Annotated in this window: 15 protein-coding genes, 1 tRNA gene and 1 pseudogene; 12 read left to right on the top strand and 5 right to left on the bottom strand. The window is 64.9% G+C overall.

What is annotated here, in order from left to right; genetic code table 11:
* The first annotated feature begins 142 nt into the window (after positions 1-142).
* Both nrdR and ribD read left to right on the top strand, forming a co-directional pair.
* On the top strand, positions 143-610 hold the full coding sequence (gene nrdR / locus MXB90_RS14275) for a transcriptional regulator NrdR (RefSeq protein ID WP_250046024.1): 468 nt from the start codon (positions 143-145) through the stop codon (positions 608-610).
* The gene (ribD, locus tag MXB90_RS14270) at positions 607-1,698 is read left to right on the top strand and encodes a bifunctional diaminohydroxyphosphoribosylaminopyrimidine deaminase/5-amino-6-(5-phosphoribosylamino)uracil reductase RibD (RefSeq protein ID WP_250046023.1); all 1,092 of its coding nucleotides are present in this window, start codon (positions 607-609) and stop codon (positions 1,696-1,698) included. The genes nrdR and ribD overlap by 4 nt, the downstream gene beginning before the upstream one ends.
* Here ribD and MXB90_RS14265 read toward each other — a convergent pair.
* The 3 genes and pseudogenes from MXB90_RS14265 to MXB90_RS14255 form a co-directional block, all read right to left on the bottom strand.
* Entirely contained in the window at positions 1,695-3,758 is a 2,064-nt protein-coding gene (locus MXB90_RS14265) for a capsular polysaccharide biosynthesis protein (RefSeq protein WP_250046021.1), read from the bottom strand. The genes ribD and MXB90_RS14265 overlap by 4 nt on opposite strands.
* On the bottom strand, positions 3,758-4,849 hold the full coding sequence (locus MXB90_RS14260; RefSeq protein ID WP_250046019.1) for a polysaccharide biosynthesis/export family protein: 1,092 nt from the start codon (positions 4,847-4,849) through the stop codon (positions 3,758-3,760). Before MXB90_RS14260 ends, MXB90_RS14265 begins: the two co-directional genes overlap by 1 nt.
* 130 nt (positions 4,850-4,979) lie before the next feature.
* Positions 4,980-6,270 (bottom strand): annotated as a pseudogene (locus MXB90_RS14255) (capsule biosynthesis protein).
* Between the two features lie 157 nt (positions 6,271-6,427).
* On the opposite strand from MXB90_RS14255, the gene MXB90_RS14250 reads away from it, so the two are divergent.
* The 6 genes from MXB90_RS14250 (at position 6,428) to MXB90_RS14225 (ending at position 10,495) form a co-directional block, all read left to right on the top strand.
* Positions 6,428-7,030, top strand: a complete 603-nt coding sequence (locus MXB90_RS14250; RefSeq protein ID WP_250046018.1) for a riboflavin synthase — start codon at positions 6,428-6,430, stop codon at positions 7,028-7,030.
* Positions 7,031-7,128: 98 nt separating this feature from the next.
* Positions 7,129-8,235, top strand: coding sequence for a 3,4-dihydroxy-2-butanone-4-phosphate synthase (gene ribB / locus MXB90_RS14245; protein ID WP_250046016.1), 1,107 nt, complete (start codon positions 7,129-7,131; stop codon positions 8,233-8,235).
* A 3-nt stretch (positions 8,236-8,238) separates the two neighbouring features.
* Positions 8,239-8,790, top strand: coding sequence for a 6,7-dimethyl-8-ribityllumazine synthase (locus MXB90_RS14240; protein ID WP_250046014.1), 552 nt, complete (start codon positions 8,239-8,241; stop codon positions 8,788-8,790).
* Positions 8,787-9,311: a transcription antitermination factor NusB gene (gene nusB / locus MXB90_RS14235; protein ID WP_250046012.1), complete on the top strand. Its 525-nt coding sequence runs from the start codon at positions 8,787-8,789 to the stop codon at positions 9,309-9,311. Before MXB90_RS14240 ends, nusB begins: the two co-directional genes overlap by 4 nt.
* A 117-nt stretch (positions 9,312-9,428) precedes the next feature.
* On the top strand, positions 9,429-9,743 hold the full coding sequence (locus MXB90_RS14230) for a hypothetical protein (RefSeq protein ID WP_250046011.1): 315 nt from the start codon (positions 9,429-9,431) through the stop codon (positions 9,741-9,743).
* 305 nt (positions 9,744-10,048) lie between these two features.
* Positions 10,049-10,495 (top strand): MmcB family DNA repair protein, encoded by a 447-nt coding sequence (locus tag MXB90_RS14225; RefSeq protein WP_250046009.1) that lies wholly within the window; start codon positions 10,049-10,051, stop codon positions 10,493-10,495.
* Here MXB90_RS14225 and MXB90_RS14220 read toward each other — a convergent pair whose 3' ends face one another.
* Entirely contained in the window at positions 10,496-10,699 is a 204-nt protein-coding gene (locus tag MXB90_RS14220; protein WP_250046008.1) for a DUF6324 family protein, read from the bottom strand. It lies immediately after the preceding gene.
* 145 nt (positions 10,700-10,844) lie between these two features.
* On the opposite strand from MXB90_RS14220, the gene MXB90_RS14215 reads away from it, so the two are divergent.
* The 4 genes from MXB90_RS14215 (at position 10,845) to MXB90_RS14200 (ending at position 14,111) form a co-directional block, all read left to right on the top strand.
* Positions 10,845-10,921: transfer RNA gene (locus MXB90_RS14215), tRNA-His, on the top strand.
* A gap of 619 nt (positions 10,922-11,540) precedes the next feature.
* On the top strand, positions 11,541-11,966 hold the full coding sequence (locus MXB90_RS14210) for a TadE/TadG family type IV pilus assembly protein (RefSeq protein ID WP_250046006.1): 426 nt from the start codon (positions 11,541-11,543) through the stop codon (positions 11,964-11,966).
* Between the two features lie 12 nt (positions 11,967-11,978).
* Positions 11,979-13,283, top strand: coding sequence for a Tad domain-containing protein (locus tag MXB90_RS14205; RefSeq protein WP_250046005.1), 1,305 nt, complete (start codon positions 11,979-11,981; stop codon positions 13,281-13,283).
* Positions 13,284-13,385: 102 nt separating this feature from the next.
* Positions 13,386-14,111 (top strand): class I SAM-dependent methyltransferase, encoded by a 726-nt coding sequence (locus tag MXB90_RS14200; RefSeq protein ID WP_250046003.1) that lies wholly within the window; start codon positions 13,386-13,388, stop codon positions 14,109-14,111.
* Here MXB90_RS14200 and MXB90_RS17755 read toward each other — a convergent pair.
* On the bottom strand, positions 14,072-14,206 hold the full coding sequence (locus MXB90_RS17755) for a hypothetical protein (protein WP_284040852.1): 135 nt from the start codon (positions 14,204-14,206) through the stop codon (positions 14,072-14,074). The genes MXB90_RS14200 and MXB90_RS17755 overlap by 40 nt on opposite strands.
* Positions 14,207-14,297: the final 91 nt, after the last annotated feature.

Below are 14,297 nucleotides of genomic sequence, written 5' to 3'. Positions count from 1 at the left end.
CCGTGCCACACCCGGCCCCCCGTATCTGGTAGCCTGAAAAACCGTCTACCCAACGAATCGGCTTGCCCCTATAGTCTTGTGGCAAACGGGGGGACACATCCCCGATGATGAGGCGGAAGTATCAGGAAAAGGGGAAGGGCCCATGCGCTGCCCGTTCTGCGGCAATATCGACACGCAAGTGAAAGACAGTCGCCCGGCCGAAGACCATGTGGCCATCCGGCGGCGGCGGTTCTGCCCGGCCTGCGGTGGCCGGTTCACCACCTATGAACGGGTGCAGCTGCGCGATCTGGTGGTGATCAAATCCTCGGGCAAGCGCGAGGATTTCGACCGCGACAAGCTGGAACGGTCGATCCGCATCTCGATGCAGAAGCGCCCGATTGAGCCCGAGCGGATCGATCAGATGATCTCGGGCATCGTGCGGCGGCTGGAAAGCCTGGGCGAAACCGACATCCCGTCCAAGACGATTGGTGAAATCGTGATGGAAACCCTGGCCCGGATCGACACCGTGGCCTATGTGCGTTTTGCCAGCGTTTACAAGAACTTCCAGGCGGCGGATGATTTCGACAAATTTGTCTCTGAACTGCGCCCGCACGCGGGCGATGCCGAGTGAGCGAGGCTGATCGCCGGTTCATGGCGCTGGCCCTGTCGCTGGCGGGGCGGGGGCTTGGCAATGTCTGGCCCAACCCGGCCGTGGGCTGCGTGATCGTTCGTCACGGGCGCATCCTGGGGCGGGGCTGGACCCAGCCGGGCGGCCGGCCCCATGCCGAACGCCGCGCGCTGGATCAGGCGGGGGATGCGGCGCGCGGGGCCACGGCCTATGTCACGCTGGAACCCTGTGCCCATCACGGCCAGACGCCCCCCTGCGCCGAGGCGTTGGTTGCGGCGGGTGTGGTCCGCGTGGTCACCGCGCAGACCGATCCCGACCCGCGTGTTGCCGGGCGCGGCCATGCCATGCTGCGCGCGGCCGGTGTCGAAGTCACCGAAGGCGTGCTAGAGCCCGAGGCCCGCGCCCTTCAGACCGGGTTTCTGATGCGTGTGACGCAGGGCCGTCCGATGCTGACGCTGAAGCTCGCCAGCAGTTTTGATGGCCGCATTGCCACCGCCAGCGGGGAAAGCCAGTGGATCACGGGGCCCGAGGCACGCGCCCGGGTCCATGCCCTGCGCGCCCGCCATGACGCGGTCATGGTCGGCGGCGGGACGGCGCGGGCCGATGACCCCTTGCTGACCGTGCGCGGCTTTGCGCCATTGCGCGCGCCGGTGCGGGTGGTGGTCTGCTCGCAGCTGGATCTGCCGCGGGGCAGGTTGGCGGCCTCGGTGGCGCAGGCGCCGCTATGGTTGATGCATGGCCCTGACGCACCGGCAAAGGCGCGCGACTTCTGGCAGGGGACCGGGGCGCGCCTGCTGGAGGTGCCAAACGCCGGGGGCGGGCTGGACCCGCAGGCCCTGATGCAGTGCCTTGGCGCCGAGGGGTTGACGCGGGTGTTTTGCGAAGGCGGCGGTGTGTTCGCCGCGGCCCTGATGCGCGCGGGTCTGGTCGATGAACTGATCGGCTTCACCGCGGGTGTCGCCCTTGGCGGCGATGCCCGCGCGGCGCTTGGCCCGATGCATCTGCACCACCTGGCCGATGCGCCCCGCTTCGCGCTGATCGGCACCGAACCTATCGGCGGGGATGTGATCCACCGCTGGCGGCGGGCCTAGCGCCAAAGCCAGGCTTGGCCTGCAAACAGCCCCTGCAACTTGGCAATCAGCCTGTTTTGGGGGGATCGGGCAGGCAATTCGCCTTTGAACAGGCGTTCAACCACAACTTCGGGCGGGCAGGCCTTGCCGGTGATCGGGTCAATGTAGCGCGGGTAGGTGATCAGCGCCGCATGCACCAGTTGCAGCAGATCGGGCCGGGCCTGTCTGCGCGCGGGCACTGGCCCCAGGTCACGCGTCAGGCCCCAGCCCGCATAAAACGGCACCCCCGTACAGGTCACCCGCTTGCCGCGCAAAAGCGCCTCAAAACCCAGAAGCGAGGTCATGGTCCAGATCTCGTCACAGGCCTCGATCAGCGCGACGGGGTCTGCCCCCGTCACGACGCGGTCGGCAAAGCGCAGGGCGCAGGCCTGGGCGACGGCGCCGGGGCGCAGGCCCACCTCGACATCCGGATGGGGTTTGAAAAGGACAATTGCATCCGGGTTTTCGGCGCGAACCACCTCTAGTAATGCCAGGTTTGTGCAAATCTTGCCGCCGCCCAGCCGGACCGACGCATCGTCCTCGACCTGCCCGGGCACAAGGATCCGGTGCCCCGCCGGAAGATCCGGAACCGCGCCGCCCAGATTGTATTTCGACAGACCCGCGGCTCGGATGCGCGCCAGAAGCTTTTCGGCCCGCGCCCGTCCGCCCGGGGGTGGTGCTTCGGCAATCAGCGCCTCAAGGTCCGAAGGGCGGTTCGGGTCGTAATGCGCCCCCTGCCGATCCGCGACCAGCGACAGCGCCGGCACCAGATCCGCGCCAAGCCCGCGAGAACGCAGAAACCCATCTTCAACGCGCACAAGGGGCAGGGCCTGCGTGGCGGCGGCCTGTTCGATATCGGGGCTGATCCGGCTTGCCCACCACAACAGCGGCAGCCCACGTTTTTGCGCCCGCTGCACCGCATTGGCATCCTTGGCGAAGCTGACGCCGCCGTGTGCGCCGAAGAACCGTTGGATCGTGGGGCGTTTCCAACGGCGCATTCCCCCCGCGACATAGCCGGACCGATCGGCGCGCCAGGCGCGGACCTCTGCCTCCAGCTGGTCCACCGCGTCCTCAAAGCTGCAGATGCGGGTGCGGCAGGGGTCGAACCAGGTTGGCGACAGGATATAGGCCGCCGCGAACAGCTGCGCCCGCGTCAGCCGGCGTTGCCGGCGCGCGACCGGTGTTTCATCCTGGGTCAGGCCCCACCCGGCATAGAAGGGTTGGCCAAAGACGCGTGGTCGGTGCCCGGCAAAGATCGCCTCCATCCCCAGTTGCGAGCTGACGGTATAGACCGCGATGGCCCCTTCCAGCAGCTTCCAGGGCGACACCGGCGCCGTCAGCAGCGTGGTCCGTGCATCGCAATCGGCGGCGCTGAAATAGCCCGCGCGCAATCCGGCCCGGGTTTCGGGATGGGTCTTGATCACGATCCGCGCGCCGGGATGATCGATCCGGGCATGGGCCAGCATTTCGCAGAACGTGGCGGCACTGGCATTGCCATGGCGGATCGCGGCATCGTCTGCGGTTTGATCGATCACCAGAACATAGCCCGGGGCGGGCGGGGCCAGCGTTTCATCGAAATTGTTGTATTTGGACAATTCCAGCGCCTGCAATCGCGCCATTCCATCACGGGCACGTTGTAAAATGGCATTGTCGTCCAGCCCGTCCCGGGCCAGGATCCGTTCCGGCATGGACGGCTGCGCCGCGTCGAAATGCACGCCCACAGGGTCGATCAGCAAGCCCAGCGGCGCGCTGCCCAGCCGCCCGGGATGGATGGATCGCAGAAAGGTATCTTCGACCCGGATCAGCGCGGCACCCTGGCGCCGGGCGATCGCCTCACCGCGCCAGGCGGTGGGGCTGCGGCCCCAGACGGCCACGGCATCTTCGGGGCGGGGCAGGCCAAGGCGCAGGCTGTATCCGGCGGCCTGCAGGATCGCGCGCAGCCGCGCCTGACGCAGAAATCCGGCATTATAGACAAACAGACGCCGGGGATTGGCCCCGGCGTCAGGATCGTGCGGCCCCGCAGTGCCCGAGTGCCGGGGCATCAGTTGCTGGTCAGGTTGTCGACGGTGTTGGCGGTGGCAAGCGGCCCGGTCAGCGCGGACAGGGTCTTTTGCCACTGAACATAGGGGGCCTCGGTGACGTAAAGGGTATCGCCGTCGCGGATCAGGAAATCGCGCGCGACAAAGACGCCATCAGGCTCGGTCAGGTCCAGCACGTAAATCATCCGCTGTTCGCCCACCAGATCGGTGCGGCCCAGCACGGCATTGGCCACATCGCCGCTTTCCTCGCGGAAGATGAACACGCCCTTGGGATCGGCAAGGCCCGAATTCAGCCCACCCACGATGGCCAGCGCTTCCAGCGCGGACAGGTTTTCGGTGTCAAACGGCACGCGCGCCTGCCGACCGGCCGCGCCCAGCGTGACAAAGGCGCGGGTATCCTCTTCGACCAGAATCACGTCGCCGGGGCGCAGCGCGATATCCATCTGGGGATTTTCATATAGATCCTTCAGCCAGATCTTGCCGGAATAGCCGTTGCGCTTGACGGTGATCTGCGCCACCTCGGGCTTGATCGCGACGCCGCCCGCCTTGGCCACCATGGCCGACAAGGTCCGCGTGGGCCGTTCAATCGGATAGACGCCCTGGCCCGAAATTGCGCCCATGAGCGAAACGGTGGCCCCATCACCGGCCAGCCGCACGACGCTGACCTGGGGATCGGGGGTCTGGGCGTCCAGCTTTTCGGTGATGATCCGGCGCAATTCCTCGGGGGTGTTGCCCGCGGCCTTGATCCGTCCGGCATAGGGCACGAAGATGAAGCCCGATCCATCCACCTGCAGTTCGGTCAATTGCGTGGCATTTGCGCCCTGGGCGACCAAAAGCCCGTCATCGACGTTTTCCCAGATCGTCAGGCCCAGCACATCACCGGGGCTGATCGTGTCCGACCCGATGACGCCCGCGTTCAGGAAGGCCTGGGAAAATGCCAGCGGCGGTTCGACGGCGGTGACTTCGGCGACGTGATCGGTGACATCGACGATGAAGGAATTGCCCTTGCGGTCCTTGGCGCCTGCGATGATCTCGCCGCGGGTGGGGCCGGATCGGGGCAGGCCACAGCTTGCGACGGCTGCAACCACACTCATCAGCACCGCAACGCGCGCTTTGCGGGAAAGGTTCGATATCACTGCTCGCGCTCCTCTTGGCGGGAAACGGCCAAAACCTGCCCATAACCATACGGATTGGGCCCTGAAATGCGAGTCCGTTCATCGCATGTCATGTCATGGCCCGCAACTGTTGCTGCGGGGACGCGCTGGGTTTGTGCCAACGCGGCATAGGGGTCGGCCTTGGCCAGCATCCTGTCAACCACCTGGCGCAGCAGGGTCCGCCGCCCGCGGGCGGAATAGAACCCGCCGGGGATCTGGCTGGTTTCCAGCAGATAATGGCGATAGGCGCGATAGGCGCGGCTGTCAGGGCGGTCCGGCGCGGCAAAGAAGGCCGCAAGCGGCTGGGATGAGACAAATTCGGGCTTGTCAAACACCGCCCGGCCCAGTGCCTTGACCGCAATCCCGTGCCACAGCGCCTGTTGTGCGGCAGTAGAATTAACCGTCACCGCCGAGCGCGCCTGCGCCAGTAGCGCCGCCAGTTTGCCGCCGCGCACGAAATGCACCCGGTCGCGCACACCGTGGCGCCGGGCGGCCTGGGCGATGGCGCGGCGGATCGGGGCGCGTCCGTCCTCCAGCGGGTGGGCCTTGAACACCAGATGGTGATGCGGTGGGGCGCCTTCGGCAAAGCCCGCCATCACCAGATCGACGAATTCGGTCTGTGAGGCGAATTGCGAATGGGCGCGGAAGCTGGCGTCATGTTCCAGCTGCAGCAGCACCAGATGATAGGGAAAGCCACCGCGGCGGATACGGGTTGTTGCGACATGGCGTTCGATCATGTGCACCGGGATCAACAGCAACCGGCGCAGATACAGGCGGAATTCTTGCACCACGCTGACCCCGCGGTGCGGGCGGAAATTCGGGTAGCCGCGGTTCCAGGCCATCACCAGAAAGTGGTAGAGCGCGCCGTAGAACACATGCTGGCGCAGGTCGCCCCAGCGCGGCGGCGCATCGGGGAATTCGATCTGCGATTGCGCCAATGCCGCGCGCATCTCGACTACGGTCATCCGCATCAGGCGCGAATGACCGTTCGATCCGTCGCGTTCATAGGTCACCCAATAGGGGCGAATATAGCCTTCCTCAAAGACATGCACGGTAATGCCTGCCGCGCGCGCGGCGGCGACGGCCTCGGCATGGACCTGTCGGGTGTCGCCATACAGCACGATATCGGTGATGGCCTTTTGCGCCAGAATCGTGCGGATGCGGGCTGGCCAGGCCTCGGGCGGTTCGGTCACGGCGATGTAATGCGCGCGGTCGCGCCAGAAGGCCTGATCGCCCCGGTTGAACCCCGCACGCCAGACCGTGCATCCGGCCGCGCGCAGCATCCGGCCCAGCTGATCGAAGAATGGCCCGTGCGGACCCTGTAGCAACAAAAACCGTCGCCCTGAAAACCGCTTACCCATGCCACCCATCCCGCGCCAGATTGCGCACGCGGCCTGCATAAGGGAAATTCCGGCCCTGTCACGCGGATTCTGGCGGTGCGCGGTGCCACCCTTTGCGCGGCCCTTGCACGGTGGGGCATCGCGGGCTAGGCAAAGGCAACGCAAAAGGGGGAGTGTCATGTTCACCGGCATCATCACCGATCTGGGCGAGGTCCTGGAACTGGAACAGGCGGGCGATCTGCGCGCGCGCATCGGCACGGGCTATGACGTGACGGGCATCGACATCGGCGCGTCCATTGCCTGCGATGGCGTGTGCCTGACGGTGATCGCCAAGGGCGGCGATCCGCGCAACTGGTTCGACGTCCAGATCTCGGCCGAGTCGGTTGCGAAAACCACCATCGGCGGCTGGGCCGTGGGGCGGCGGCTGAACCTGGAACGCGCGCTGAAGGTCGGGGATGAACTGGGCGGGCATATCGTGTCGGGCCATGTCGATGGCGTGGCCGAGATCGTGGCGATGCACACCGAAGGTGACAGCACGCGGTTCACCTTTCGCGCGCCCGAACATCTGGCCGGTTATATCGCGCCCAAGGGATCGGTCGCGCTGAACGGCACCTCGCTGACGGTGAATGAGGTGTCGGGCTGTGACTTCGGCGTGAACATCATCCCGCATACCAAGGCGGTGACCACCTGGGGCACGGCGCAGGTTGGCGACCGGGTGAACCTGGAAATCGACACGCTGGCGCGCTACGTTGCCCGGCTGCAGGACTGGGCCCTGCGCTAGGCGCCGGACATTTGCACACAAGCTGTGCCTTGACTTGGCCGCCCCCCGGCGCGAAACGCAAGGCCAACCCGGCCGCAGGGCCGCAAAGGAGACGTGACATGGCCGAGGCCCCCCGGACCGATTATTCCGACGCGATCTCGTCGATCGAAGAGATCATCGAGGATGCGCGCAACGGCAAGATGTTCATCCTTGTCGATCACGAAGACCGCGAGAATGAAGGCGATCTGGTGATCCCGGCGCAGATGTGCACACCCAATGCGATCAACTTCATGGCGATGCACGGGCGCGGGCTGATCTGCCTGTCGCTGACCGGTGCGCGGCTGGATGCGCTGGGCCTGCCGCTGATGGCCTCGTCCAATTCCTCGCGCCATGAAACCGCCTTCACCGTGTCGATCGAGGCGCGCGAGGGTGTGTCCACCGGCATTTCCGCCCATGATCGGGCGCTGACCGTGGCCGTGGCGATCGACCCGACCAAGGGCGCGGCCGATATCGCCACCCCCGGCCATATCTTCCCGCTGCGCGCGCGCGAAGGCGGGGTGCTGGTGCGTGCGGGCCATACCGAGGCCGCGGTGGATGTCAGCCGCCTGGCCGGCCTGAACCCCTCGGGCGTGATCTGTGAGATCATGAACGAGGACGGCACCATGGCGCGGCTGCCCGATCTGGTGGTCTTTGCGCAGAAACACGGGCTGAAGATCGGCACGATTTCCGACCTGATCGCCTATCGCCGCCGCTATGACAATCTGGTGAACGAAACCGCGCATCGGCCGGTCCGCTCGGTTCACGGTGGCGACTGGGCGATGCGCATCTTCACCGATGAAACCCAGGGCGCCGAACATATCGTGCTGACCAAGGGCGATCTGTCCGATCCCGCCCCGATCCTGGTGCGGATGCATGCGCTGGACCCGCTGACCGACGTTCTGGGCCTGAACCCGGTGAAAGAGGGCGACGTGCCCGCCGCCATGCGCGCCATCGCCGAGGAAGGGCGCGGTGTCGTGGTGCTTCTGCGCGACACGTCGATGAAAATGGTTCCGCAGGGCGAAGCGTCGCCGCAGACGCTGCGCCAATATGGGCTTGGCGCGCAGATCCTGTCGGCGCTGGGCCTGCACAAGCTGGAACTGCTGACCAACTCCGCCCAGCCGAAACTGGTCGGCCTGGAAGGCTATGGGCTGGAAATCACGGGCACGCGCCCCTATCGGAAGGACTGATCCATGGCTGGGCATGAAACCCATTACACCCTGCCGCTGCCGCAGTTCGACAAGCCGGTGCGCCTGCTGATCGTGGTGGCGCCCTATTACAAGGACATCGCCGACAATCTGGTGGCCGGCGCGCGCGCCGTGGCCGCACAGGCCGGTGCCGTGGCCGATCTGGTCGAGGTGCCCGGCGCGCTTGAGGTGCCGACCGCCATCGCCATGGCCGCGCGGATGGCCGATTACGACGGCTTCGTGGCCCTTGGCTGCGTGATCCGGGGCGAGACCACGCATTACGACACCGTCTGCAACGACAGTTCGCGCGCGATCGCGTTGATGGGGCTGGAAGGCGTCTGCATCGGCAACGGCATCCTGACCGTTGAAAACCGCCCCCAGGCCGAGGTGCGCGCCGATCCCGCCGGTCAGAACAAGGGCGGCGGTGCCGCCGCGGCGGCCTTGCATCTTGTCGCGTTGTCGCGCAAATGGGCGGGCCGGACGAAAGGCATCGGATTCCGCCCCGCGGCTGAGTCGATGCGCATCGCCGGTGACGCAAAAGGACCGACCCGCGCATGACCGACACCGCCCCCGAAAATGCTGGCCCCGAAAATGCTGGCCCCGAAAAGCCGCGCAAGCTGACGCCCGAGGAAAAGCGGCAGCGCAAATCCGCGGCCCGGCTTTATGCCGTGCAGGCGCTGTTTCAGATGGAAGCCTCGGGGCAGGGGGCCGAACGGGTGCGCCGGGAATTCGAAACCCACCGTTTCGGCGCCGTCTATGATGAGGATGAACTGGCCGAGGGCGACCCCGACCTGTTCCGTCGCCTGCTGGATGACGCGGTGATGTGGCAGGGCAGGATCGACCAGGCGACCGATCGTGCACTGGTGGCGAAATGGCCGATCGACCGGATCGACCCGGTTCTGCGCGCGCTGTTTCGTGCCGCGGGGGCCGAACTGCAGAACCCCGCGACCCCGCCCAAGGTGGTGATCACCGAATTCGTCGATGTGGCGCGGGCCTTCTTCCCCGACGGAAAAGAGCCGAAATTCGTCAATGCCGTGCTGGACCACATGGCCCGCGAATTCCGCCCCGAGGCATTCTGATCGCGCAACCCCGCCGTCATGCGCCAGTTTTCGCCGCCCGCCCCGGGGCTGAGACAGCTTGGTGGTTTGAAACCCCGGCAGATGCGCTACATTGGGTTCAGCAAAGGGAGAGTCGTCATGCCTGAACTGGTGCGCCTTTACATCCGCAACGTCTTTGCCGGCTTTGCCCTGTCGGTGGTCTTTGTCGGGCTTTTGCTTTGGTTTAATGTCGCGAACCTGTGGCATCTGATCTCGGCCTCGGATGTGGGCTATATTGCGCTGGGGCTGCTGGTGGTGTTCAACACGGTGGTGTTTTCCGGCGTCCAGTTCGGTATCGCCGTCATGCGCCTGGCAGAACCCGAGGATGGGGGCCAGGGTGGCCGCCGCGACGCAATTCCCGTGCTGGAACCGGCGCGGGTGCCGGTGGCCGCAAAGGCGATCCGCAAGCGCTAGGCCCGCGGGCTGTGCACGATCCTGAAAATTCAAAAGCCGCAGGCGAACCTGCGGCTTTTTGCGGTGGCGGGAACCGCAGCAGCCGTGAAGGCGTGAATTTCCCGAGAGCCTGACTAGATCAGGTGGGAACCAGATACCGGGACCACGATCCCGGCAGAGCCAGCCCCCTCGGAAATGCTTATCGGCCACTGGAAAAGGGCCTTGCACGCGCCGAGCAGAAACCCGCCACCGCATGACATAGGGGCGCGCGGCGTGATCGGCAAGGGGATCTGGACAGATGTTCCTGCTTCGTTCATAAGGTCGCCATGGCCCAGGATCTCATGCCCGGACAATGGCTCGCACGCGGTGTCTGCAGGCACCTGCGCACGCTTGGCTTTGTCACGGTTGAGGAACTGGTGCCCCGCCCCGGTCTGCGTGTCGATGTGATGGGGCTGGGCCCGAAAGGCGAAATCTGGATCGTCGAATGCAAATCCAGCCGCGTCGATTTCACTTCGGATCGCAAATGGCAGGGCTATCTGGAATGGGCGGATCGCTTTTTCTGGGCGGTTGATGCCGATTTCCCCGTCGATCTGTTGCCCGAAGATACCGGCCTGATCCTGGCCGATCGCTATGGGGCCGAACTGGTGCGTATGGCGCCCGCGGTGCCGCTGGCAGGTGCCCGGCGCAAGGTGGTCACGCAGAAATTCGCCCGCCACGCCGCGATCCGCCTGCAGGCGCTGCGCGATCCTGGTGTGCCGCTGCTGCCCGAGTGATCACTTGCCCTTTTTGGGCTTGCCCATCTCACGCGCGGCCTCGGCCGCAGCCAGCAGTTCCTCGGCGATTTCCTCGGCCTCTTCCGGGTCGAAGTCCAGCGGCAGGTCTACGCCTTCGCCTTCAACATAGATTCGCACCATCCCCAGCGAGGTCGGGCCGATCTGAAGATTCGCCGCGATTTCGCTTTCCTTGTTGATGCCCATGATCACGCCTCCGCTTGGCGGACGAAATCGCCCGTTCTTTCGGGTTACCCGCTTGGCGCCCGGCGGGCAAGTGCATGGGTGATCCCCGAGCGTGGCAAAAGTGCTCTTGCAATCGCGGGCGACAGGGGCTAAATCCGCGCGCAGTGCCGCCTTAGCTCAGTTGGTTAGAGCACCAGATTGTGGATCTGGGGGTCGCCCGTTCGAGCCGGGCAGGCGGTACCATTTTCCCATGAAATTACAGCTGCTCATGCCACCCCTTGGGGGTGCTGACGTGCGCCTGCGCCCCCCGTTATGGCGCTGTCATAGTGGCCGCGCTTCCCCTCCACGCAAGCGCCTCGCACCCGAGGGCGCGAGGCGCTTGACAGGTCAACGGGGAAGGAGCACCCGCACGCTGACTGGCTCCGATGGTTTGGCGTCCGTCGGTTTCCTTAAGGACGTCGCGGTTGACCAGACCGCGCGCCGCTGCCAGTCAGCTCCTGTGGCAGCGGTAACTTATCGGAATGTCCGGCAGTAGTCGCAGCGGCGAACCCGCGCGGAATGGCGCAAATGGCATCCTTGCGAGGGCCGATGCGGTGAAGTCGACGATGCCATCGCCCCGATTCGCCAGTGCCCGAAGGCCCCCAGCCACGCCCTGCAACGAAAGCCTGCGTCACACGGGCCGGTCAGGCCCAATTTGTGCCAAAGTTCAGGCGTTTCCCCCAAGTTTACCACGTTGAGGCCGTAATCCCGCCAGATTTGCGGCGTTGTTTATCGATGTGACAAGTATCAGTTTCGATCGTTTTGTTAGGTTCCTGTTATTCGACAATAAATCCAGACTGCCGCCAGAGAGGGAAACATGCCAGTGGACGCGATCGCAAAGGTCAGACAGCCGTCGATCCTGCATGTGTTGCGACGGTTCTCGCGCGCCGATAGCGGCGCGGTATCCGTCGAGGCGGTGCTGTGGGTTCCGTTCCTGCTGTTCCTTTTTGCCGCCATAGCAGACATTTCCTTCATCTTCTTCAACCAGAGCCGCGTGCTGCGCGTCGTGCAGGATGCGAACCGCAATGTCTCGGTTGGCCGGTTGACCAACCAGCTTGAGGTAAACGAATTCATTCAGCGTGCCCTTGGCAACCTTGGCCAATCCGCCACGATCAATACCAGCGTCGAGGCCGGCTACATCACATCCGAGGTGACGATCCCCGCGCGCGATCTTGATGGGCTGGGCGTTGTCGGTGCCTTCCGGTCGCTGAATGTCACGGTGCGCGCAAGCCACCTGCAAGAGATCTGAGGGGCCATGATGATGCGTAACCTTTGCGCCCGTTTCGCTAGGGAAGACGGCGTGGTTACCGCGCTCAGCCTGTTTTTGCTGCTGGCCATCCTGATGGTCGGTGGTCTTGCGATCGATTTCTCGAATGCGGTTGCCGCGCGCACGCGCCTGCAAATCACAGCGGATTCCGCGGCCCATGCCGCGCTCTACAAACGAGAGCTTTTGCCCGAGGATGAGGCAAAGGCCGCCGCGATCGAACTTGTGACGCGCAACATGCCCCCCGAATCCTTCGGCGAGGCGCTTTTGCCCGAAGACATCGTCTTTGGCCGCTGGGACCGCGATGCCGATCTGTTCGAACCCGCGCCCGGGTCGCGCCAGGCCGTTCTGGTGCGCACCGCCCAACTGGAAGAGCGGCAGAATTCCGTCACCGTCTTTCTGTTGCGTCTGGTCGGGATGAACAGCTGGGATGTCCTGGCCCCGTCGGTGTTCGAAACCTACTATCCGACCTGCCTTCGCGAGGGTATGGTCGGCGACGTTCTGGTCGATGTGCAAAGCAACAACATCTATGAATCCGGGTTCTGCCTGCATTCAAATGGCCATGTCTCGGTGAACAGCAACAACCTGTTTGAACAGGGGACCGTCGTGTCCATGCCCGACACTCGGGACATCGAACTGCCCAAGTCCGGTTTTGAATCGAATGATGGCCTGCAATATGCGCTGCGTGACGGGGTCTATCCGCTGAAGATCCTTGATCGCATCGACGCCATCTACAACGGTGTCCAAAGCATGGGCTCGGCCTATATGCCCGACTACATCACCTCGGACATCGTCATCGATGTATCGTCCAACAACGGCAACTTTGACCAGACCATGTTCCAGAAAGGCCGGGTTCACCGCGTGCTTTGCAAGAATTCCGGCGCGAATATCGAGGCGGGCACCCTGCTATCGGAACTGGTGATCGTGACCGATTGCGACCTGAAATTCGGCGCCGGCGCACGGCTTGAGGATGTGGTGATCGTCACGCGGAACACAGGTGCCAAATCGGTCTATGCGGCCTCGGGGCTACAGGTGGGGCGCAATGATAATTGTGCCCCCGGCGGTGGTGCGCAGATCGTCACCTACGGCGGCATCGACATTCCGTCTGACTTGCAGATGTATGGCGGCCAGATGATTGCCGCGAAGGACATCGCCTTCACCGCCAATGCCGACGGCATTCAGGGCGCGGCCTTTGTGGCCGGTGGCACGGTTTCGGGCACATCAAACGGTTCGATGGCCTTCTGCGGTGGCGCGGGCATGGAAAACAATTTCGAGGCCGCCTATTTCCGGCTGGCGCGCTGACCCGCGGTCTCGGATCTGCTATTGATCGGCATCCTTGCCGCGCGCCCGGGCCGGGGATAGTCGAGCGTGCACAATCGCGGCCTGTTGACGCAATACTGGCGCATGCGACTTTATGATGATCTTGCAGACTGGTGGCCGCTCATGTCGCCGCCCGCGGAATATGAGGCCGGGTCCGTGCCGGTGGCGCGGCTTCTGTCCGCCGGCGCGGCGGGGCGGCCAAGGCTTCTGCAACTGGGTGCGGGCGGCGGGCATCTGGCATCGCATCTGGAAACCCGGTTCGACATGACGCTGGTCGACCTGTCGCTGCGCATGCTGGACGGTAGCCGCCGCCTGAATCCCGACTGTCGCCACCTGACCGGCGACATGCGCAGTCTGCGCCTGGATGAGACCTTCGATGCCGTTCTGGTCTTCGACGCGATCAGCCACATGACGACAGAGGCCGATCTGCTGGCAACGATGCGCACGGCTTGCGCCCATCTGACGCCGGGCGGGGTGGCGCTGTTCTGCCCGGACTGGACGGTCGAGCGCTTCGTGCCTGGTGCCTCGATGGGCGGGATCGACGGTCCGGAACGCGGGATGCGCTATCTGGAATGGACGCAGCCGATGATCCGCAGAACCACCTATGAAAGCGATTTTGTCTATCTGCTGCGCGAAGCCGATGGCACCCGGCGCGTCGTTCATGACCGTATGGTGCTTGGCATCTTTTCGCGTGACACCTGGGCGCGGCTTCTTGCCGAGGCGGGCTTCGGGCAGGTGGTGATCGCCGAAGAGTCCGGCCGCGACGTGTTTCAGGCGTGGGCAGCGCCCGGGTCCGCGACGTCGATCTGATCGCGCCCTGCGGGCCGGCGCGCCACCACAGGCACGCCATTGGCGCGGCTTTCCGGCGTCAGGTCGCCGTATAGCGTGCCGGTATCCAGTGCCATCACGCGGAACGTGAGGTCGTGTCGCGAATGCTGTGGAAATTCCCTGGCGGTGCGCTCCGGGCATCTGAAGGTTCGTTTTTTTCAGGCAGCG

Origin of the sequence: Phaeovulum molybdatiresistens, from assembly GCF_023544865.1 — a bacterium.
Lineage (GTDB): Bacteria > Pseudomonadota > Alphaproteobacteria > Rhodobacterales > Rhodobacteraceae > Pontitalea.
Note: the sequence above shows the minus strand (reverse complement) of the source record. Positions and strands in the feature narration are given on the sequence as shown.

What these genes read in the sequence shown, in the direction of transcription:
- MXB90_RS14205 (WP_250046005.1), top strand. Translation starts at nt 11,979, where the DNA reads ATGCGTAACCTTTGCGCCCGTTTCGCTAGGGAAGACGGCGTGGTTACC.
- MXB90_RS14220 (WP_250046008.1), bottom strand. Translation starts at nt 10,699, where the DNA reads ATGGGCATCAACAAGGAAAGCGAAATCGCGGCGAATCTTCAGATCGGC.
- MXB90_RS14250 (WP_250046018.1), top strand. Translation starts at nt 6,428, where the DNA reads ATGTTCACCGGCATCATCACCGATCTGGGCGAGGTCCTGGAACTGGAA.
- ribB (WP_250046016.1), top strand. Translation starts at nt 7,129, where the DNA reads ATGGCCGAGGCCCCCCGGACCGATTATTCCGACGCGATCTCGTCGATC.
- MXB90_RS14200 (WP_250046003.1), top strand. Translation starts at nt 13,386, where the DNA reads ATGCGACTTTATGATGATCTTGCAGACTGGTGGCCGCTCATGTCGCCG.
- MXB90_RS14260 (WP_250046019.1), bottom strand. Translation starts at nt 4,849, where the DNA reads ATGAGTGTGGTTGCAGCCGTCGCAAGCTGTGGCCTGCCCCGATCCGGC.
- MXB90_RS14240 (WP_250046014.1), top strand. Translation starts at nt 8,239, where the DNA reads ATGGCTGGGCATGAAACCCATTACACCCTGCCGCTGCCGCAGTTCGAC.
- MXB90_RS14230 (WP_250046011.1), top strand. Translation starts at nt 9,429, where the DNA reads ATGCCTGAACTGGTGCGCCTTTACATCCGCAACGTCTTTGCCGGCTTT.
- MXB90_RS14225 (WP_250046009.1), top strand. Translation starts at nt 10,049, where the DNA reads ATGGCCCAGGATCTCATGCCCGGACAATGGCTCGCACGCGGTGTCTGC.
- nusB (WP_250046012.1), top strand. Translation starts at nt 8,787, where the DNA reads ATGACCGACACCGCCCCCGAAAATGCTGGCCCCGAAAATGCTGGCCCC.
- MXB90_RS14265 (WP_250046021.1), bottom strand. Translation starts at nt 3,758, where the DNA reads ATGCCCCGGCACTCGGGCACTGCGGGGCCGCACGATCCTGACGCCGGG.
- nrdR (WP_250046024.1), top strand. Translation starts at nt 143, where the DNA reads ATGCGCTGCCCGTTCTGCGGCAATATCGACACGCAAGTGAAAGACAGT.
- MXB90_RS17755 (WP_284040852.1), bottom strand. Translation starts at nt 14,206, where the DNA reads ATGGCACTGGATACCGGCACGCTATACGGCGACCTGACGCCGGAAAGC.